This is a genomic window from Pseudomonas sp. GM25 (assembly GCF_000282255.1).
GTDB lineage: Bacteria > Pseudomonadota > Gammaproteobacteria > Pseudomonadales > Pseudomonadaceae > Aquipseudomonas > Aquipseudomonas aphyarum.
The window spans coordinates 61,540-82,340 of the sequence record NZ_AKJQ01000034.1; the positions used below are offsets into that span (position 1 = coordinate 61,540).

Annotated in this window: 16 protein-coding genes; 13 read left to right on the plus strand and 3 right to left on the minus strand. The window is 60.0% G+C overall.

From position 1 onward, the window contains the following. The first annotated feature begins 762 nt into the window (after positions 1–762). From PMI24_RS10625 to PMI24_RS10665, 9 genes are all read left to right on the plus strand, one after another. Entirely contained in the window at positions 763–2,364 is a 1,602-nt protein-coding gene (locus PMI24_RS10625; protein WP_007953657.1) for an ABC transporter substrate-binding protein, read from the plus strand. Between the two features lie 260 nt (positions 2,365–2,624). Next, the gene (locus tag PMI24_RS10630; protein WP_007953661.1) at positions 2,625–4,250 is read left to right on the plus strand and encodes an ABC transporter substrate-binding protein; all 1,626 of its coding nucleotides are present in this window, start codon (positions 2,625–2,627) and stop codon (positions 4,248–4,250) included. A 300-nt stretch (positions 4,251–4,550) separates the two neighbouring features. Beyond that, positions 4,551–6,149: an ABC transporter substrate-binding protein gene (locus PMI24_RS10635; RefSeq protein WP_007953662.1), complete on the plus strand. Its 1,599-nt coding sequence runs from the start codon at positions 4,551–4,553 to the stop codon at positions 6,147–6,149. Positions 6,150–6,326: 177 nt separating this feature from the next. Further along, complete coding sequence (locus PMI24_RS10640; RefSeq protein ID WP_007953663.1) at positions 6,327–7,742, plus strand: OprD family porin; 1,416 nt, start codon at positions 6,327–6,329, stop codon at positions 7,740–7,742. Positions 7,743–7,820: 78 nt separating this feature from the next. Beyond that, positions 7,821–9,416: an ABC transporter substrate-binding protein gene (locus PMI24_RS10645; RefSeq protein WP_007953664.1), complete on the plus strand. Its 1,596-nt coding sequence runs from the start codon at positions 7,821–7,823 to the stop codon at positions 9,414–9,416. Positions 9,417–9,489: 73 nt separating this feature from the next. After that, a complete protein-coding gene (locus PMI24_RS10650) occupies positions 9,490–10,500 on the plus strand; it encodes an ABC transporter permease subunit (RefSeq protein ID WP_007953665.1) in 1,011 nt (336 codons plus the stop codon). Between the two features lie 11 nt (positions 10,501–10,511). Then, entirely contained in the window at positions 10,512–11,438 is a 927-nt protein-coding gene (locus PMI24_RS10655) for an ABC transporter permease subunit (RefSeq protein WP_007953666.1), read from the plus strand. Positions 11,439–11,448: 10 nt separating this feature from the next. Then, complete coding sequence (locus tag PMI24_RS10660; RefSeq protein WP_007953667.1) at positions 11,449–12,417, plus strand: ABC transporter ATP-binding protein; 969 nt, start codon at positions 11,449–11,451, stop codon at positions 12,415–12,417. Next, the gene (locus tag PMI24_RS10665; protein WP_007953682.1) at positions 12,417–13,397 is read left to right on the plus strand and encodes a peptide ABC transporter ATP-binding protein; all 981 of its coding nucleotides are present in this window, start codon (positions 12,417–12,419) and stop codon (positions 13,395–13,397) included. The genes PMI24_RS10660 and PMI24_RS10665 overlap by 1 nt, the downstream gene beginning before the upstream one ends. A 107-nt stretch (positions 13,398–13,504) precedes the next feature. On the opposite strand, the gene PMI24_RS10670 is transcribed toward PMI24_RS10665, so the two are convergent. From PMI24_RS10670 to PMI24_RS10680, 3 genes are all read right to left on the minus strand, one after another. Then, positions 13,505–13,765 carry a hypothetical protein gene (locus PMI24_RS10670; protein WP_007953684.1) on the minus strand — a complete coding sequence of 87 codons (261 nt, stop codon included), beginning with the start codon at positions 13,763–13,765 and terminating at the stop codon, positions 13,505–13,507. A 160-nt stretch (positions 13,766–13,925) separates the two neighbouring features. Next, positions 13,926–15,134 carry an MFS transporter gene (locus PMI24_RS10675; RefSeq protein ID WP_007953686.1) on the minus strand — a complete coding sequence of 403 codons (1,209 nt, stop codon included), beginning with the start codon at positions 15,132–15,134 and terminating at the stop codon, positions 13,926–13,928. A gap of 128 nt (positions 15,135–15,262) precedes the next feature. Beyond that, on the minus strand, positions 15,263–16,846 hold the full coding sequence (locus PMI24_RS10680) for a peptide chain release factor 3 (protein WP_007953687.1): 1,584 nt from the start codon (positions 16,844–16,846) through the stop codon (positions 15,263–15,265). A 356-nt stretch (positions 16,847–17,202) separates the two neighbouring features. On the opposite strand from PMI24_RS10680, the gene PMI24_RS10685 reads away from it, so the two are divergent. The 4 genes from PMI24_RS10685 to PMI24_RS10700 are packed head-to-tail and all read left to right on the plus strand — an operon-like array spanning position 17,203 to position 20,625. Then, positions 17,203–17,892, plus strand: a complete 690-nt coding sequence (locus PMI24_RS10685) for an ABC transporter permease (protein WP_172667905.1) — start codon at positions 17,203–17,205, stop codon at positions 17,890–17,892. Positions 17,893–17,913: 21 nt separating this feature from the next. Beyond that, positions 17,914–18,807: a glycine betaine ABC transporter substrate-binding protein gene (locus PMI24_RS10690; protein WP_007953689.1), complete on the plus strand. Its 894-nt coding sequence runs from the start codon at positions 17,914–17,916 to the stop codon at positions 18,805–18,807. 13 nt (positions 18,808–18,820) lie between these two features. Then, the gene (locus tag PMI24_RS10695; RefSeq protein WP_007953690.1) at positions 18,821–19,474 is read left to right on the plus strand and encodes an ABC transporter permease; all 654 of its coding nucleotides are present in this window, start codon (positions 18,821–18,823) and stop codon (positions 19,472–19,474) included. After that, entirely contained in the window at positions 19,471–20,625 is a 1,155-nt protein-coding gene (locus tag PMI24_RS10700; protein WP_007953692.1) for an osmoprotectant ABC transporter ATP-binding protein OsmV, read from the plus strand. The genes PMI24_RS10695 and PMI24_RS10700 overlap by 4 nt, the downstream gene beginning before the upstream one ends. Positions 20,626–20,801 lie beyond the last annotated feature (176 nt).

Here is a 20,801-nt window from a genome sequence, read left to right on the forward strand (position 1 = left end):
CCGGGATCTCACTCCCGGTCGCTGAATTGGCAGCGACAACCAAAGACTAGAGAGCGTGCTTCCGACGGACAACCTGAAAACCTTGTGGGAAGGTTCGGTTGAATCCAACACATCTTTAAACATTCGAAAATGGAACGCGGAGCGTCCCGGGCTGCATTCCCACGCGGAGCGTGGGAACGATCAAAAGCGGCCCTCACCCTAGCCCTCTCCCGGAGGGAGAGGGGACTGACCGCGTCGTTTAAATGAAATACGCCGACGTGAGATATCGAAGATGAATTCAAAATCTGAAAAGCACACAAACCGCTCTAGCTGTTACCCCACCACCACTCAACAGGATGAGCGTTAGCTCGGCTGCAGCTTTTGATCTTGATCCACTGGCGACGTCGGAAGGCTGAGTGGAGGGATTTATCCGGGGGTGGGAGCGCAGCGACCGTTTGGCGAAGCCAAACACATCGAGAGGAGGTGCAGCGAAGCAAACCGTAGGCGATGCCCCCCGGATGAATCCCGGAGCGAAGGAACCCCGAGCCTTAGCGAGCGGGCCGAACGTAGGAGCAAGCGTTTTTGGTTACTTTTTAGGCGTTTGTAAAAAGTGACCCGCCGTAAGGGCGGAACCCTAAGAAGCCGTTACCGCAGCAACGGATATGTACACAATCAGCCAGATATACCGAGATAGACGCATCCCCTCAAAAAACGATATTTCAGATCCCCCCCAAATCCCCGCTAACCTCAAACAACAACCACCTAAAAACCCACGGGCCAGACATGCAAAGACTCACCCTGAAACCACTCCTGATCACCCTCGCCCTGGCAACTACCGCACCCTTCGCAAACGCAGCAACAACCCTGGTCTACTGCTCCGAAGCCAGCCCCGCAGGCTTCGACCCCAGCCAGTACACCAGCGGCACCGACTTCGACGCCTCCGCCGAAACCGTCTTCAACCGCCTCACCCAATTCAAACGCGGCGGCACCGAAATCGAACCCGGCCTGGCGACCAATTGGGACGTAAGCCCCGACGGTCTCCAATACACCTTCCACCTGCGCCAAAACGTAAAATTCCACACCACCGACTACTTCACCCCGACCCGAACCTTCAACGCCGACGACGTCCTCTTCACCTTCCAGCGCCTGCTCGACCCGGAAAACGCCTTCCGCAAGGCCTACCCCGCCGAATCCCCCTACTTCACCGACATGGGCCTGAACACCACAATCAAATCCGTGGAAAAGCTCGACGAAAACACCGTGCGCTTCAACCTGAACAACGTCGACGCCGCCTTCGTGCAAAACCTCGCCATGAGCTTCGCCTCGGTGCAATCGGCCGAATACGCCGCCCAACTGTTGAAGGAAGGCCACGCCGCCGACCTCAACCAAAAACCGGTCGGCACCGGCCCGTTCGTTTTCAAGCGCTACCAGAAGGACGCGCAGATCCGCTACTCGGCGAACAGGGACTACTGGAAACCCGAAGACGTGAAGCTCGACAACCTGGTGTTCTCGATCACCCCGGACGCCGCCGTACGCCTGCAAAAGCTCAAGACCGGCGAATGCCAGGTCAGCGGCTACCCGCGCCCGGCCGACATCGAAGTGATGGAAAAAGACCCGAATCTGCGGGTTTTGAAGCAGGCCGGATTCAACCTCGGCTTCCTCGCCTACAACACCACCCATCCTCCGCTGGATCAGCTCAAAGTGCGCCAGGCACTCGACATGGCCATCGACAAACCGGCGATCATCAAGGCGGTTTACCAGAGTGCCGGGCAGCTGGCGCAAAACGCCTTGCCGCCAGCGCAATGGTCATTCGATCCGAACATTAAAGACGCGCCGCACGACCCTGTTAAAGCCAGGGCGCTACTCAAGGAAGCCGGGGTTGCACCCGGTACAACCATCAACCTCTGGGCCATGACCGTGCAGCGCGCTTCGAACCCGAATGCGCGAATGTCGGCACAGATGATCCAGCAGGATTGGGAGAAGATCGGCATCAAGGCCAACATCGTCAGCTATGAATGGGGCGAGTACATCAAGCGCGCCAAGAACGGCGAGCACGACGCGATGATCTACGGCTGGACCGGTGACAACGGCGACCCCGACAACTGGCTGGGCGTGCTATACAGCTGCGCGGCGGTAAAGGGCAGCAACTACGCCAAATGGTGCGATCCGGCCTACGACAAGCTGGTGCAGCAGGCCAAGGTGTCCACCGATAAATCGCAACGGGTAAAACTGTATCAACAGGCGCAACTGATCCTTAAACAGCAGGTGCCGATCACGCCGATCGCCAACTCCACGGTATTCCAGCCGCTGCGCAAGGAAGTCACTGACTTCAAGATCAGCCCGTTCGGTCTAACCCCCTTCTATGGCGTGGGTATAAATAAGTAACACCCGGCCCCAATCCGGCGCGCACAACGTGACCAATGCACCGTTTTGGGGCTTCGTTTGCACCGTAAAAACCGGCCGCAAACGGTCAAATGCGTCAGAAGTTATACGGATGCGACATTAAGGTACGTTCGTGCCACGCTTTGACGCCGCCGAGCGCTCTGGATCTTGCATTGGGTATGGGCCCTGCATAAGTATCCGCAGGCACGACTCACGAGGTCGTACCTCACAACTAAAAAATGACAACAAATCATGAGGCCAACATGCTTAAACACGCGGTCATTCCGTTTTTAGTCGGCGCAGGCTTGTTAGCCTCCGCACCTTTCGCCACCGCTGCGACTAACCTGGTGTTCTGCTCCGAAGGCAGCCCGGCCGGTTTCGATCCAGGCCAATACACCACCGGAACCGACTTCGACGCCTCAGCCGAAACCATGTTCAACCGTCTGACCCAGTTCGAGCGTGGCGGTACCGCCGTGATTCCTGGTCTGGCGACCAAGTGGGACATCTCGGATGACGGCCTGACTTACACCTTCCACCTGCGTGAAGGCGTCAAGTTCCACACCACCCCGTATTTCAAGCCGACTCGTGAGTTCAACGCCGACGACGTGCTGTTCACCTTTAATCGCATGATTAACAAGGATGACCCGTTCCGTAAGGCGTACCCGACCGAATTCCCGTACTTCACCGACATGGGGATGGACACCAACATCACCAAGATCGATAAAGTCGACGACCACACCGTCAAGTTCACCCTGAAAGAAGTCGACGCCGCGTTCATCCAGAACATGGCCATGAGCTTCGCATCGGTTCAGTCAGCCGAGTACGCAGCCCAGCTGCTGAAGGAAGGCAAGGCTGCCGACATCAACCAGAAGCCGATCGGCACTGGCCCGTTCGTGTTCAAGAGCTACCAGAAAGACTCCAACATCCGCTACACCGGGAACAAGGACTACTGGAAGCCTGAAGACGTGAAGATCGACAACCTGATCTTCGCCATCACCACCGACCCGTCGGTACGTATCCAGAAGCTGAAAAAGAACGAGTGCCAGGTCACCCTGTTCCCTCGTCCGGCCGACCTCGCGGCACTGAAAGCCGATCCTGCGCTGAAGATGCCTGACCAGGCTGGCTTCAACCTGGGCTACATCGCCTACAACGTGATGGACAAGGTCAAGGGCAGCAACGAGCCGAACCCGCTGGCCGACCTGCGCGTTCGCCAGGCCCTGGACATGTCCGTCAACAAGCCACAGATCATCGACTCGGTTTATCAGGGTGCAGGCCAACTGGCCGTCAACGCCATGCCGCCGACCCAGTGGTCCTACGACACCACCATCAAGGACGCCAAGTACGATCCTGAGAAAGCCAAGCAGCTGCTCAAGGAAGCCGGCGTCAAGGAAGGTACCGAGATCGTCCTGTGGGCGATGCCGGTTCAGCGTCCATACAACCCGAACGCCAAGCTGATGGCCGAAATGCTCCAGTCCGACTGGAAGAAAATCGGTCTGAACGTGAAGATTCAGAGCTACGAGTGGGGCGAGTACATCAAGCGCTCCAAAGGTGGCGAGAACCAGGGCATGCTGATTGGCTGGAGCGGTGACAATGGTGATCCGGACAACTGGCTCAACGTGTTGTTTGGTTGCGACTCCCTGAGTGGCAACAACTTCTCCAAATGGTGCGACAAGAAATTCGACGGCCTCGTGAAAGAAGCCAAGCGCACCACTGACCAGGCCAAGCGCACCGAACTCTACAAAGAGGCGCAACACGTCCTCAAAGATGCAGTCCCTATGACACCTATCGCTCACTCGACGGTGTATCAACCCATGCGCGCCAACGTGCAGGACTTCAAGATCAGCCCATTCGGCTTGAACTCCTTCTACGGCGTCAGCGTCAGCAAATAAAAGAAGCAGCGGCGACGTTTTCAGCGTCGCCGCTGTTTTTTTTGCCGAGAAGTCAGGAATTTGCCTACAACCTTTTCCGCCCCGCCTTACCGGGACGGTTCAGGACGTGTTGCCTTTTCCTACGAGTCTTTAGGACTCAGCGCATTTACTGCCAGACCCACGGCCCCTACCGTCGGGTTCTGACCAGTGACTGCGTGGGCTATCGGTTTTGCTGCCGTATTGGTTTGAGCTCAATGTCGCCACAACTTCCCTGGACGGGATCGCGGCGCATTGAAAAACACTAAGAAAAGAGGGAGCGTCATGCGCCATACCTTGGTTTTTTCCGCATTGCTGGGCGCCGGCCTGTTGGCCGCCACGTCCGCCAGTTTCGCCGCCAGCAACAGCCTGGTGTTCTGCTCCGAAGGCAGTCCGGCCGGTTTCGATACCGCGCAGTACACGACGGCGACCGATAACGACGCCGCCGAACCGCTGTACAACCGACTGGCCGAGTTCGAAAAAGGCGCGACCAATGTCGTACCGGGCCTGGCAACCAGCTGGGATATTTCCGAGGATGGTCTCAAGTACACCTTTCACCTGCGTGAAGGTGTGAAGTTTCATACAACGCCGTACTTCAAACCTACGCGCGATCTCAACGCCGACGACGTGCTGTTCACGTTTAACCGCATGCTCGATCCGCAACAGCCTTTCCGTAAGGCTTATCCGACCGAGTTTCCGTATTTCAACGGGATGAGTCTCAACAAGAACATCGCCAAGGTCGAGAAGACCGGGCCGCTGACCGTGCAGTTCACGCTCAACAGCGTCGACGCCGCGTTCATCCAGAACATCGCCATGAGCTTCGCCGCCATCCTGTCTGCCGAATACGCCGACAAGCTGCTGGCCGAAGGCAAACCGAGCGACATCAACCAGAAGCCGATCGGCACTGGCCCATTCGTGTTCAAGAGCTACCAGAAAGACTCGAACATCCGTTACACCGGCAACCCGCATTACTGGGATCAGAGCCGGGTGAAGCTGAAGAACCTGATTTTCGCGATCAATACCGACGCCTCGGTGCGCGTGCAAAAGCTCAAGGCCGGCGAATGTCAGATCACCCTGCACCCGCGCCCTGCCGATGTGCCGGCACTGAAGAACGATCCGAAACTGCAATTGATCGAGAAGCCGGGCTTCAACCTCGGCTACATCGCCTACAACGTCCGTCACAAGCCGTTCGACCAGCTCGAAGTGCGTCAGGCGCTGGACATGGCAGTGAATAAACAGGGGATTCTCAACGCTGTTTATCAAGGCGCCGGCCAACTGGCCGTCAACGCCATGCCGCCAACCCAATGGTCCTACGACGACACGATCAAGGACGCCGCCTACAACCCGGAAAAAGCCAAAGAGCTGCTCAAGGCTGCCGGCGTCAAGGAAGGCACCGAGATCACCCTGTGGGCGATGCCGGTCCAACGTCCGTACAACCCGAACGCCAAACTGATGGCCGAAATGCTCCAGGCGGACTGGGCCAAAATCGGTCTGAAAGTGAAGATCGTCAGCTACGAATGGGGCGAGTACATCAAGCGCACCAAGAATGGCGAACACGACATCAGCCTGATCGGCTGGACCGGTGACAACGGGGATCCGGACAACTGGCTCGGCACGCTGTACAGCTGCGACGCCATCGGCGGCAACAACTACTCCATGTGGTGCGATCCGGCTTACGACAAGCTGATCAAGCAGGCCAAGGTCGTCACCGACCGCGATCAGCGCACCGTGCTCTACAAACAGGCCCAGCAACTGCTCAAGCAGCAAGTGCCGATCACGCCTGTCGCTCACTCGACGGTCAACCAGCCACTGAGCACCAAAGTCGAAGGGTTCAAGGTGAGCCCGTTTGGTCGCAACGTGTTTTCGGGTGTCAGCATCGATTAAACACAAAACCGATTAGCCGCAATGCTGAGGGGGCCGTCTACCCCCTCACGCAAGCGCTTTGCCGAAATTCGCCAATCAGGCCTTTTGCAAACGTTTGCGATGCGTGAATGAGTTCTAAACCAATAACCGGCCAACCCAAAAAAGCCGGCATAAAAAGAAAGTAAAGGAGCTTCACCCATGAAACTGAGCAATACCGCGATATTGGCCTTGGCCATCAGCAGCATCACCGCCACGGCTTACGCGGAAACCCAAAGCCAGGCGTTCACCCCGGTGACCGTCAACGAGAAGAGCGCCCAGGCTGAAGCCACCGGCTTCCTCGAAGGTCAGTCGATCAGCGGCTCGACCCGTAACTGGTACGCCAACGAACAACTGAAACGCGGCGGCAAGTTCACCTATCGCAAGGATGGCGTGGCCACCCCGACCGACCGCCGTATCAACTGGGTGCAAGGCACCATCGTCAAGTACAACTCGGGCTTCACCGAAGGCACCGTCGGTTTCAGCACCGAAGTAGCGGCGTACAACGCCATCGCGCTGGAGCGTGACCGCGAGAACCTGGCGTCCAACAATGGTGGCGCACCGGGCACCCGTCCAGGCGCGGGCAACAACCGTACCCTGACCCGTGAAGGCGGCGAAGCCCAGGGCCAGTGGAGCAAAGTCGGCCTGGCCAACGTCAAGGCGCGCATCTCCAACACCACCCTGACCGCCGGCCGCATGAACTTCAGCAGCCCGCAGGTCGACGTGATCGGCAACCGTCCGCTGCCATCGAGCTTCGAAGGTGTTGCGATCCACAGCGAAGAGCTGAACAACCTGTCCTTCGACCTGGCCTCGTTCGACCGCGTTTCGCCGCGTACCGAAGAAAGCCTGAGCAAGTTCCGCTCCGAATACGGCGCGATCGATGCCGAAGCCGACCACGTCCACACCGGCGGCATCTCGTACCAGCCGTTCGCCAGCCTGACCACCAGTCTGTGGGGCACCCAGGCCGAAGACCTGTGGAACCAGTACTACTTCGGCGCCACCCACGTGCTGGGTGACAGCTCCGTTCTGGCTCTGACCACCGGTCTGAACTACTACAAGACCGTGGACGAAGGTAAGAAAAAACTGGGTGAAATCGACAACGACACCTACTCCCTGTCGTTCGGTCTGACTCACCAGGCGCATACCCTGACCTTCTCCTACCAGGAAGTGAACGGTAACGAGTACTTCGACTACCTGCACGAAACCAACGGTATCTACCTGGCCAACTCCCTGCTGTCGGACTTCAACGGCCCGAACGAGAAATCCTTCCAGGTGGCCTACGGTCTGAACATGGCCGAATACGGCGTGCCAGGCCTGAAGTTCAACATCTACCAGGCCCGCGGCTGGGGCATCGACGGCACTCACTACAAGGGTGGCGGCTACGACGGCGTGCAGTCGATGGACGGCGAGCACCACTATGAATACGGCATCGGTGCCGCTTATGCCGTACAGAGCGGTCCTCTGAAAGCCACCACCGTTCGCGCGACCTACACCGCGCACCGCGCGAGCGAGAACCAGGCTGACGGCAGCATCAACGAGTTCCGTCTGGTGACCACCGTTCCATTCAACATCCTGTAAAAACGCCAGCCGACGGCTGACTCAGTGACGAGTCGGCCGTTCGGCTTTTTGTCTTCAACCGATTGCAGAGGGTTCTTGATGAAAATGCTTCCCCTACGTGCGGCCATCGCGGCTGCGTTGCTGAGTGTCGCTGTCGGCGTCTCGGCCAAACCCTTGGTGGTCTGCACCGAAGCCAGCCCGGAAGGCTTCGATATGGTCCAGTACACGACTGCAGTCACTGCCGACGCGGTGGCCGAAACCATCTTCAACCGTCTGGCGGACTTCAAGCCCGGCACCACCGAAGTGATTCCGGCACTGGCCGAGTCCTGGGACATCAGCGAAGACGGCCTGACCTACACGTTCCACCTGCGCAAAGGCGTCAAGTTTCACACCACCGAATATTTCAAGCCGACCCGCGACATGAATGCCGACGACGTGGTCTGGAGTTTCCAGCGTCAGCTGGACCCGAATCACCCGTGGCACAAGCTGTCGAGCGTGGGCTTCCCGTACTTTGAAAGCATGGGCTTCAAGGAACTGCTGAAAAGCGTCGAGAAAGTCGACGACAACACCGTCAAGTTCACCCTGACCCGTCGCGAAGCGCCGTTCCTGGCCGACATCGCCATGGCGTTCTCCTCGATCTACCCGGCCGAATACGCCGACCAGTTGCTCAAGGCCAACAAGACTGGCGACCTGAACAACAAACCAGTCGGCACTGGCCCGTTCATCTTCCAGCGTTACGCCAAGGACGCCCAGGTTCGCTTCAAGGCCAACCCGGACTACTTCCGCGGCAAGGCCCCGGCTGACGCGTTGATCCTGGCGATTGCCACCGACAACAACGTGCGTTTGCAGAAGCTCAAGGCCAATGAGTGCCAGATTGCGCTGTATCCGAAACCGGATGACATCCCGAGCATCAAGAAAGACAGCAATCTGAAAGTCGATGAAATGGACGCGATGACCGTCTCGTACATCGCCATGAACACCACGCACAAGTACATCAGCGACGTGCGGGTGCGCAAAGCGATCGACATCGCCTTCGACAAGGAAGCCTACGTCAACGCCCTGTTCGGCAAAGGCAACGCCTCGGTCGCGGTCAACCCGTACCCGCCGACCCTGCTGGGCTACAACCACGACCTGAAGAACCCGCCGCGCGACCTCGACGCCGCCCGCAAGCTGCTCAAGGAAGCCGGCGTACCGGAAGGCACCGTGTTTACCCTGTTTACCCGCAACGGCGGCGGCCCGACCAACCCGAACCCGATGCTCGGCGCGCAGATGATGCAGGCTGACCTGGCGAAAGTCGGGATCAAGATCGACATCCGCGTGATGGAATGGGGCGAGATGCTCAAACGCGCCAAGGCCGGCGAGCACGACATGGTTTCGGCCGGATGGGCGGGCGACAACGGCGACCCGGATAACTTCCTGACGCCTATGCTCAGTTGCGAAGCCGCCAAGAACGGCGAAAACTACGCTCGCTGGTGTAACGAGAAATTCCAGGCCCTGCTCGACGAAGCACGGGCTAAAGTAGATCCGGCCGAACGCGCCAAACTGTATGAAGAAGCGCAAGTCATCTTCAATCAGGACCAACCGTGGATCAGCATGGCCCACACCCGCATGTTCACCGCAATGCGCAACAACGTAGAGGGTTATCACATCAGCCCTCTGACAACCAATAACTTCGCCACCACCCAGGTGAAGTAGATAAGAAACTCCCGGCGACCCTGACCCCAGGATCGCCGGGCACGCCTAACCGGCTGATGAGGTACCACACACGATGTTTAGTTTTATTGCCCGCCGACTGGGGTTATTGATCCCCACGTTTTTCGGCATCACCTTGCTGACTTTCGCGTTGATTCGCATGATTCCCGGCGACCCCGTGGAAGTGATGATGGGCGAACGTCGGGTCGACCCCGAAATGCACGCTCAGGCAATGGAACGCCTCGGTCTGAACAAACCGTTGTACGCCCAGTACCTGGACTACATCGGCAAACTGGCCCATGGCGACCTCGGCGAATCCCTGCGCACCCGTGAGAGCGTATGGACCGAGTTCACCTCCCTCTTCCCGGCGACCCTGGAACTGTCCATGGCCGCCCTGCTGTTCGCCGGTATCCTGGGCCTCCTGGCCGGGGTGATTGCGGCCCTCAAGCGAGGATCCCTGTTCGACCACGGGGTGATGGGCATCTCCCTCGCGGGTTATTCGATGCCGATTTTCTGGTGGGGCCTGATCCTCATCATGTTCTTCTCGGTGAGCTTGGGCTGGACCCCGGTGTCCGGGCGGATCGACCTGCTCTACGACATCGAGCCGCGCACCGGTTTCATGCTGATCGACACCCTGCTGGCCGATGACATGGGCGCGTTCCTCGATGCCCTGCACCACCTGATCCTGCCGGCCATCGTGCTGGGCACCATTCCGCTGGCGGTGATCGCGCGGATGACCCGTTCGTCGATGCTCGAAGTATTGCGTGAAGACTACATCCGTACCGCCAAGGCCAAAGGCCTGTCGCCGTCGCGCGTGGTGTTCGTGCACGGCCTGCGCAATGCGCTGATTCCGGTACTGACCGTGGTCGGCCTGCAAGTCGGCACCCTGCTGGCCGGTGCGGTCCTGACCGAAACCATCTTCTCCTGGCCCGGCATCGGTAAATGGCTGATCGAAGCCATCGGCGCCCGGGACTACCCGGTTGTGCAAAACGGCATCCTGTTAATCGCCTGCCTGGTGATTCTGGTCAACTTCGTGGTGGACATCCTCTACGGCTTTGCCAACCCACGCATCCGTCATCAGCGCTGAGGTCAATACCCATGAGCACTCCAACTTCCTCAGTAGCCACCGCCGCCACCGCCGTGGATCAAAGTCTGCTGTACCCGTCACCGTACAAAGAGTTCTGGCAGGCCTTCGCCAAGAACAAGGGCGCCGTCGCCGGCCTGCTGTTCATGCTGCTGGTGATCTTCTGCGCGATCTTCGCGCCGTGGGTCGCCCCGCATAACCCGAGCGAGCAATACCGTGACTTCCTGCTGACGCCGCCGGCGTGGCTCGAAGGCGGGCAGATGCAATTCCTGCTCGGCACCGATGAACTGGGTCGCGACCTGCTGTCGCGGCTGATCCAGGGTTCGCGCCTGTCGCTGCTGATCGGTCTGTCGTCGGTGGTGATGTCGCTGATCCCGGGGATCCTGCTGGGTCTGTTCGCCGGTTTCTTCCCGAAAATGATCGGCCCGACCATCATGCGTCTGATGGACATCATGCTTGCCCTGCCGTCGCTGCTGCTGGCCGTGGCGATCGTCGCCATCCTCGGCCCAGGCCTGATCAACACCGTGATCGCGATTGCCGTGGTGTCGCTGCCGTCCTACGTGCGTCTGACCCGTGCCGCCGTGATGGGTGAGCTGAACCGCGACTACGTGACCGCCGCGCGCCTGGCCGGTGCCGGTCTGCCACGCCTGATGTTCATCACCGTGCTGCCGAACTGCATGGCGCCGCTGATCGTTCAGGCGACCCTGAGCTTCTCCTCGGCGATCCTCGATGCCGCCGCCCTGGGCTTCCTCGGCCTCGGCGTCCAGCCGCCAACCCCTGAGTGGGGCACCATGCTGGCTTCGGCCCGCGACTACATCGAACGCGCCTGGTGGGTGGTGAGTCTGCCTGGTTTGACCATTTTGCTCAGCGTGCTGGCAATCAACTTGATGGGCGACGGCCTGCGCGATGCGCTGGACCCGAAACTCAAGAACGCCGCCTGAGGAGATTCCCATGTCACTGTTAGAAATCAAGAATCTCAACGTTCGCTTCGGCGACAAGAACGCCACCCCGGTCGTCGACGGCCTCGACCTGAAAGTCGACAAGGGCGAAGTCCTGGCGATCGTGGGCGAGTCGGGTTCCGGCAAGTCCGTGACCATGATGGCGCTGATGGGCCTGATCGAGCACCCGGGGATCGTCACCGCCGACTCACTGAGCTTCGACGGCAAGAACATGCTCAAGCTGAACAACCGCCAGCGTCGGCAGATCGTCGGCAAAGACCTGGCGATGGTGTTCCAGGACCCGATGACCGCGCTGAACCCGAGCTACACCGTCGGTTTCCAGATCGAAGAAGTGCTGCGCCTGCACCTGAAAATGTCCGGCAAGCAAGCGCGCAAGCGTGCGATCGAACTGCTGGAAAAAGTCGAAATCCCGGGCGCCGCCAGCCGCATGGACGCCTACCCGCACCAACTGTCCGGCGGTATGAGCCAGCGTGTGGCGATTGCCATGGCGATTGCCGGCGAGCCGAAACTGCTGATCGCGGACGAACCGACCACCGCACTCGACGTAACGATCCAGGCACAGATCATGGATCTGCTGCTGGCGTTGCAGAAAGAGCAGAACATGGGCCTGGTGCTGATCACCCACGACCTCGCCGTGGTGGCCGAAACCGCCCAGCGCGTGTGCGTGATGTACGCCGGTCAAGCCGTTGAAGTCGGACAGGTGCCGCAACTGTTCGACATCCCGGCCCACCCGTACAGCGAAGCGCTGCTCAAGGCGATTCCGGAACACAGCCAGGGTGCCGAGCGTCTGGCCACTCTGCCAGGCATCGTTCCCGGCCGTTACGACCGCCCGCAAGGCTGCCTGCTGTCGCCGCGCTGCCCGTACGTGCAGGACAGCTGCCGCGCGCAGCGTCCGACCCTTGACCCGAAAAGCAACAGCCTCGCCCGCTGCTTCTATCCGTTGAACCAGGAGGTGGCGTAATGGCCGTCGTACTTACCGCCCGCGACCTGACCCGTCACTACGAAGTCTCCCGTGGCCTGTTCAAGGGCCACGCCACCGTGCGCGCCCTCAACGGCGTGTCGTTCGAGCTGGAAGCCGGCAAGACCCTCGCCGTCGTCGGTGAATCGGGCTGCGGCAAATCCACCCTCGCCCGCGCCCTGACCCTGATCGAGGAGCCGTCGTCCGGCTCGCTGAAAATCGCCGGGCAAGAAGTGGCCGGCGCCGACAAGGCTCAGCGCAAACAACTACGCAAAGACGTGCAGATGGTGTTCCAGAGCCCGTACGCTTCGTTGAACCCACGGCAGAAAATCGGCGATCAACTGGCCGAGCCGCTGTTGATCAACACCAACCTGTCGGCCGCCGAGCGTCGCGAGAAAGTCCAGGCGATGATGAAGCAGGTCGGCTTGCGTCCCGAGCACTACCAGCGTTATCCGCACATGTTCTCCGGCGGTCAGCGTCAGCGTATCGCGCTGGCCCGCGCCATGATGTTGCAACCGAAAGTGCTGGTGGCGGACGAACCGACTTCCGCACTGGACGTGTCGATCCAGGCGCAGGTGCTGAACCTGTTCATGGACATGCAGCAGGAGTTCAACACCGGTTACGTGTTCATCTCGCACAACCTGGCGGTGGTGCAGCACGTGGCGGATGACGTGATGGTGATGTACCTCGGTCGCCCGGTGGAAATCGGTCCGAAGCACGACATTTATGCCCGTCCTCTGCACCCGTACACCCAGGCGCTGCTGTCGGCGACTCCGACCATCCATCCGGATCCGGACAAGCCGAAAATCAAGATTGTCGGCGAGCTGCCCAACCCGCTGAACCCACCGCCTGGCTGCGCGTTCCACAAGCGCTGCCCGTACGCCACCGCGCGTTGCAGCAGCGAAGAGCCGGCCCTGCGCCAGCTCGACACGCGTCAGGTCGCGTGCCACTACGCCGAGCAATTCCTCGACGGCGCGGCATGAAAAAACCCGCCCCGTTTCCCGGGGCGGGTTGTTGATGAGTTGACCAAACCCCTTCTGCCCCGATTGCGCATCGATCGGGAAAGAAGGGGTTTTCTTTTGCCCGGAATCTACGTCTGGCTGTCGCCTTCGTCCGGATCGTCGGTGTCCGGCTCATCGGTGGTCGAGTCGTCATCGTTGGCGCTGCCACCCTGGCCCTCATCGCCCGGCTCGGACTCCGACTTGGCCAGCATCAGCCCACTGTGCCCAATCTGTCCGCTGGAGGCCTGGGTATCGTGATCCTCGCACTCGGCCCAGGCCGTCGCGGTGCCGAGGGACAGCATCACCATCACTTTCAACAGCAGCAAAACGCGTAGCAACCTGTTTTTCATAGCCGAGTCCATCCTGTTCCAGGTGAGAAATTCATGCCGACCTGACGCTGATTGAAATCTAGTTCCGATCCGCCGGGTTCACCAGATAGGACGCTAACCAATGCCCGGAAATGCCATGCGTGGACAGACCGCTTTTGAATAACGCTCATAACCGGATCGGCTAAGCGTCTGCGCCTTGTGTGGCTCGAATGCGGGTGGCCTGATAAATCAGCGGCACTGACAGCAACGCAAGCACGGCACTCGCCAGCCAGACACTGTGGCCGCCGAACTGACCATAGAGCTGCCCACCCAGCACCGGCGACAGCAGCGAACTCGCACTCCAGGCCATGAAAAACAAGCCAAAGTAACGGCCGCTTTTTCCGGTTTGCGCATGCTGCATCACCAGCACGTTCAACGGTGGCATGAACAACGCCTCCCCCAACGTCCAGATCACCGTCGAGAGGCAGGCATAAAACAACCCGGAACCCAGCGGCAACATGCCGAGCCCGAGCGCCAGCAGCACACAACCGGCGATCAACGGCCGGCGCGCGCCCCAGCGTTCCCCCCAGTGCGACATGGGAATCTGCAGCGCCACCACCAGAATCGCGTTGATCGCGAACTGCCAGCCGATGGCCTCGGTGCTCAAGCGGTAGTAGTCGCGAAGGTAGTTGCCCAAGGTGCTGTAGACCGTGTCGAAAGCCATGCCGAGAAGGACGGTCGCCGCCAGCAGCCAGAGAAAAGGCTTGTCGCGATAGGGCAGACCCGAACCCGACAGCACCTGCGGCGCCTCGTCAGCGATCAATACCGACCGGCTCCAGGTTGTGCGGACAAACCAGAGCAATGCCAGCAGCGTGAGCCCGGCGCTGATGAAAAACACCCAGCGAAAATCCATCTGCGCCAGAACACCGCCCGCCACACCCGCAGCGGCCATCCCGAGGTTCCGGGCGATGCGACTCAAGGCCTGCGCCCGTGGGCGCTGCGCGACCTCGCAATACTCCATGATCAGTCGCTGATGCAAAGTACGGATCGCCCCGTCGAGAGTACCGCTGAGCAACAGCAAACCGGCCAGTAATGGCACTTGCGTGACCAGCCCCAGCAACACCAGAACCCACGCAGAGACAAAGAACAGCGCCGCCGTCAGTCGCGCCGTGCGCACGTGATCACTGAGCCACCCGCCGAGCATCGAACCGATCAGCAGACCACCGCCATATGCCGACAGCAGCCAGCCGACGGTTTCGATCGCCAGCCCCAGCTCCTGCCGCAAGTACAACGCCATGAACAGCTTGACCATGCTGCTCAGGCGATTGATGAACAGCAGCGCCGCCAGCACCCAGGCCATCAGGCTGAAATAACCGTTGGGCCGAAGCAGATGAGCGAGCCTCCCTGTCATTCGATTGCTCCCTTGTTGATCGGACCAGACGCACTGCGCCCGACTTGAATGAGTTCGCATACTTGATCAACACGCAAAAAAAAGCCCACTGTTTTATCAGTGGGCTTTCGGGTCTCGCCAGTCAGCGCTTAGTGGTGCTCACGGGTCGCACGGAATTTCACGTCCGGCCAGCGCTCTTCCATCAGGGCCAGGTTGACGCGGGTCGGTGCGAGGTAGGTCAGGTGACCGCCGCCGTCCAGTGCCAGGTTTTCCACGGCCTTGTTGGAGAATTCCTCAAGCTTCTTCTTGTCGCTGCATTCGATCCAGCGCGCGGAGTACACGGTGATCGGCTCGTAGGAGCACTCGACCTTGTATTCCTCTTTCAGGCGGCTGGCGACCACATCGAACTGCAGCACACCGACGGCGCCGAGGATGATGTCGTTGCTGCGTTCCGGGAAGAACACCTGAGTCGCGCCTTCTTCGGCCAGCTGTTGCAGGCCCTGGCGCAGTTGCTTGGATTTCAGCGGATCGCGCAGGCGTACGCGGCGGAACAGTTCCGGGGCGAAGTGCGGGATACCGGTGAAGCCCAGGCTTTCGCCTTCGCTGAAGGTGTCGCCGATCTGGATCGTGCCGTGGTTGTGCAGACCGATGATGTCGCCGGCGTACGCTTCTTCCAGCTGTTCACGCTCGGAGGAGAAGAACGTCAGGGCGTCGCCGATGCGCACGTCCTTGCCGGTACGCACGTGGCGCATCTTCATGCCTTTTTCGTACTTGCCGGAGCAGATACGCATGAAGGCGATGCGGTCGCGGTGTTTCGGGTCCATGTTCGCCTGGATCTTGAAGATGAAGCCCGAGAACTTCTCTTCCACCGGCTCCACGGTGCGCTCGTTGGCTACGCGTGGCAGCGGGCGCGGGGCCCAGTCGACCACGGCGTCGAGTACGTGGTCGACACCGAAGTTGCCGAGTGCGGTACCGAAGAACACCGGCGTCAGTTGACCGTCGATGAACTCCTGCTGGTTGAACTCGTGGCAGGCGCCCTGCACCAGTTCCAGCTGCTCGAGGAAACGATCGTACTCGTCGCCCAGGTGCGCGCGGGCTTCGTCGGAGTCGAGCTTCTCGATGATCTTGGTTTCGGTGCGTTCGTGACCGTGACCGGCGGTGTAGACAATGATGTAGTCGTCGGCCAGGTGGTACACGCCCTTGAAGTCGCGGTAGCAACCGATCGGCCAGGTGATCGGCGCGGCCTTGATCTTCAGGACGGCTTCGATTTCGTCGAGCAGTTCGATCGGGTCGCGGATGTCACGGTCGAGTTTGTTGATGAAGCTGACGATCGGCGTGTCACGCAGACGGCAGACGTCCATCAGCGCGATGGTACGTGGCTCTACACCTTTACCGCCGTCGAGAACCATCAGGGCCGAGTCAACCGCAGTCAGGGTGCGGTAGGTGTCTTCGGAGAAGTCTTCGTGGCCCGGGGTGTCGAGCAGGTTGATCATGTGTTCGCGATACGGGAACTGCATGACCGACGTGGTGATCGAGATGCCCCGCTGCTTTTCCATCTCCATCCAGTCGGATGTCGCGTGGCGGTCGGATTTACGGGATTTCACCGTACCGGCCACCGCAATCGCCTTGCCCATCAGCAAGAGCTTTTCGGTGATGGTGGTTTTACCGGCATCGGGGTGAGAAATAATGGCGAAAGTGCGGCGTTTCGCGACTTCGGCGGCCTGTCTGGTCATGGGAAATCGCCTGGCGGTGATTCAAAAAAGGGCGGCGATTATAGCCCAACTCGATTCAATAACCGAACCGTTGAGCACATTAAGGGTGGCCAAATGCTGCCTCAGATGGGAACCTTTTAAAGCACGGAGACGTCCATCCCCTGTTACGACAATTCGTCAGGGGCTGAAAAATCAGCAAGTTAGCCTGACGAGGCTGCGCTCATGGCTCGCTTTCAGACCGCTTTTGCCGGGCTGAAAAAAAGCTGCTTCTCGCGAACGCTGACTTCGGCAGCCAGGAATGGCCTTGCCACACGGAGCAGCGCTCGCCGACTAAAAAAAGGAGTCCGCCTGTGGCTATCCGCTATGGCAAAGGGCTGATGGGAGGTGCGGTGGTGATCGCGCTCCTGGCCCTGCTGGTCCACTGGATCGGCATCAACACGATCGAACACTACCGCGACGATTTGTTGTTTTACCTGCAAGCTCATCTGATTCTCGTCCTCGCTTCAATGCTGGCCGCCCTGGTCGTGGGCATTCCCGCCGGTATCTTCCTGAGCCGCCCGACCATGGTCGGCCGCGCCGAACGCTTCATGCAGATCTTCAACATCGGCAACACCGTGCCTCCGCTGGCCGTGCTCGCCATTGCCCTGGGGATTCTCGGCATCGGCAGCGGCCCGGCGATCTTCGCTTTGTTCCTCGCCTCGCTTTTGCCGATTGTGCGCAACACCTATGAAGGCCTGAAAAACGTCCAGGGCTCACTGAAAGAAGCCGCCGTCGGCATCGGCATGACTCCGCGCCAGGTGCTGTGGAAAGTCGAGTTGCCCAACGCCGTGCCGATCATCGTCGGTGGTGTGCGGGTGGCGCTGGCGATCAACGTCGGTACGGCGCCGCTGGCCTTCCTGATCGGCGCCAACAGCCTTGGCAGCCTGATCTTCCCCGGCATCGCCCTGAACAATCAGCCGCAACTGCTGCTCGGCGCCGCGTGCACCGCGCTGCTGGCCCTGCTGCTCGATGGCGTGGTCACCCTCGCCAGCCGCCTCTGGCTGGAACGCGGTTTGCGCCCGTCTTAAGGCTTTTGCGAAGGAATGAACATGAAACGACTTAGCTTGATCTTAGGCTGCGCCCTGCTTTTCGCAGGATTGGCCCAGGCGGCGGAAAAGCCGCTCATTCGTCTCGGCGCCCGGGTGTTCACCGAGCAGACCCTGCTCGCGGAAATCACCGCGCAATACCTGCGCAGCAAAGGCTACGACGCGCAGATCACCGGCGGCCTGGGCAGCAACCTCGCCCGCAGCGCCCACGAAAGCGGGCAGCTGGACATGCTCTGGGAATACACCGGCGTGTCGCTGGTGGCCTACAACCATGTCACCGAAAAACTCGACAGCGAACAGTCCTACGCCCGGGTCAAAGAGCTCGACGCGAAAAAGGGTCTGGTCTGGCTGACACCGTCGAAATTCAGCAACACCTACGCCCTCGCCCTGCCAAAAAAGGTCGCCGAGGAATATCCGCAGATCAACAACATCAGTCAGTTGAACGATGTGCTGCGCAGCGAGGCCAAGACCAATCACCTGGTGGCGCTGGACACCGAGTTCGCCAACCGCTCCGACGGTCTGGACGGCATGGTCAAGCTCTACGACATGAACCTGACCCGCAAGAACATCCGGCAGATGGACGCAGGTTTGGTCTACACCGCCCTGCGCAACGGTCAGGTGTTTGCCGGTCTGGTCTACACCACCGACGGTCGCCTCAACGCGTTCGGGCTGAAGCTGCTGGAAGACGACAAGCATTACTTCCCGGACTACACCGCTGCGCCGGTGGTGCGTCAGGCCTATCTCGACGCGCACCCGAAACTGGCGGAGCAACTCAAGCCACTGGCCGAACTGTTCGACGACGAAACCATGCGCCAGCTCAACGCGCGGGTCGATGTCGATCACGAAAGCCCGTCGAAAGTCGCTGCCGATTTCCTGCGCCAGCATCCACTGAACTAAAGGAGGAAAAGTCATGGAATTTTTGAACGCCTTTTCCCACCTCGACTGGCAGCAGGTGATGCACCTGACCTGGCAGCACATCACGCTGGTCGGCATCGCCGTCAGCCTGGCGATCCTCATCGGCGTGCCGCTGGGCATCCTGATGACGCGCTTCCCGAGCCTCGCCGGTCCCTTGCAGGCCAGCGCCACGGTGTTGCTGACCGTGCCGTCGATTGCCCTGTTCGGCCTGCTGCTGCCGTTCTACTCGAAATTCGGCCAGGGCCTTGGCCCGATGCCGGCGATCACCGCCGTGTTCCTTTATTCACTGCTGCCGATCATGCGCAACACCTACCTCGCCCTGACCGGCGTCGAACCGGGCATCCGTGAAGCCGCACGCGGCATCGGCATGACCTTCGGCCAGCGCCTGCGCATGGTCGAGTTACCGATTGCGGTGCCGGTGATCCTCGCCGGCGTGCGCACCGCCGTGGTGATGAACATCGGCGTGATGACCATCGCCGCGACCATCGGCGCCGGCGGTCTCGGTGTGCTGATCCTCGCCTCCATCAGCCGCAGCGACATGTCGATGCTCATCGTCGGCGCGCTGCTGGTCAGTCTTCTGGCGATCTTCGCCGACCTCATTTTGCAGTGGCTGCAACGTTCGCTGACTCCAAAAGGACTCCTCAAATGATCGAACTTCAAAACCTCAGCAAGACCTTCCAAAGCAACGGCAAAGATGTGAAAGCCGTGGACTCGGTAAGCCTGACCGTCAATGAAGGCGAAATCTGTGTGTTCCTCGGGCCATCGGGTTGCGGCAAAAGCACCACACTGAAAATGATCAACCGCCTGATCAAGCCGACCTCGGGCAAGATCCTGATCAACGGCGAAGACACCACCGACCTCGACGAAGTGACCCTGCGCCGCAACATCGGTTACGTGATTCAGCAGATCGGTCTGTTCCCGAACATGACTATCGAAGAAAACATCGTGGTGGTGCCGAAACTGCTCGGCTGGGACAAACAGAAATGCCACGACCGTGCCCGCGAGCTGATGAGCATGATCAAGCTTGAACCCAAGCAGTATCTGCATCGTTATCCGCGTGAACTGTCCGGTGGCCAGCAGCAACGGATCGGCGTGATCCGCGCGCTGGCGGCAGATGCACCGCTGCTGCTGATGGACGAACCGTTCGGCGCGGTCGACCCGATCAACCGCGAGATGATTCAGAACGAATTCTTTGAGATGCAGCGTGCGCTGAACAAGACCGTGATCATGGTCAGCCACGACATCGACGAAGCGATCAAGCTGGGCGACAAGATCGCAATCTTCCGCGCCGGCAAGCTGTTGCAGATTGACCACCCGGACACCCTGCTCGCCCATCCGGCGGACGATTTTGTCAGCAACTTCGTCGGCCAGGACAGCACCCTCAAACGCCTGCTGCTGGTGAAAGCCGAAGACGCCGCGGACAACGCGCCGTCGGTGAGCCCGGAAACCCCGGTGGCCGATGCGCTGGAGTTGATGGACGAGCATGACCGTCGTTATGTCGTCGTCACTGACGCGGAGAACAAGGCGCTGGGTTATGTGCGCCGTCGTGATCTGCATCGTCAGACCGGCACCTGTGCGCAATTCCTGCGCGAGTTCAACGCCACGGCGGCGTACGACGAGCATTTGCGCATCCTGTTGTCGCGCATGTACGAGTTCAATCGGGCATGGTTGCCGGTGATGGATGCCGAGCGAGTGTTCCTCGGCGAGGTCACGCAAGAGTCGATTGCGGCATACCTGAGTTCGGGTCGTTCACGCGGAATGAAGACCAATATTGTGTCGCCAGCCGAGGCGGTGGCCTGATCAAAAGCAAAAGGGCTGTTCGACAGCCCTTTTTTCGACCGCCGGAACCTGAGAGCCGTGATTTTTTCGCCGACGATGAGCCGGCAAGAAATATCAACACATCATAAGGCTGAACCCGGCCAAGGATGTCAGCGTTAACCGGCAACTTCCCCCTCACCTCCCCTTCTCGCCGCCAA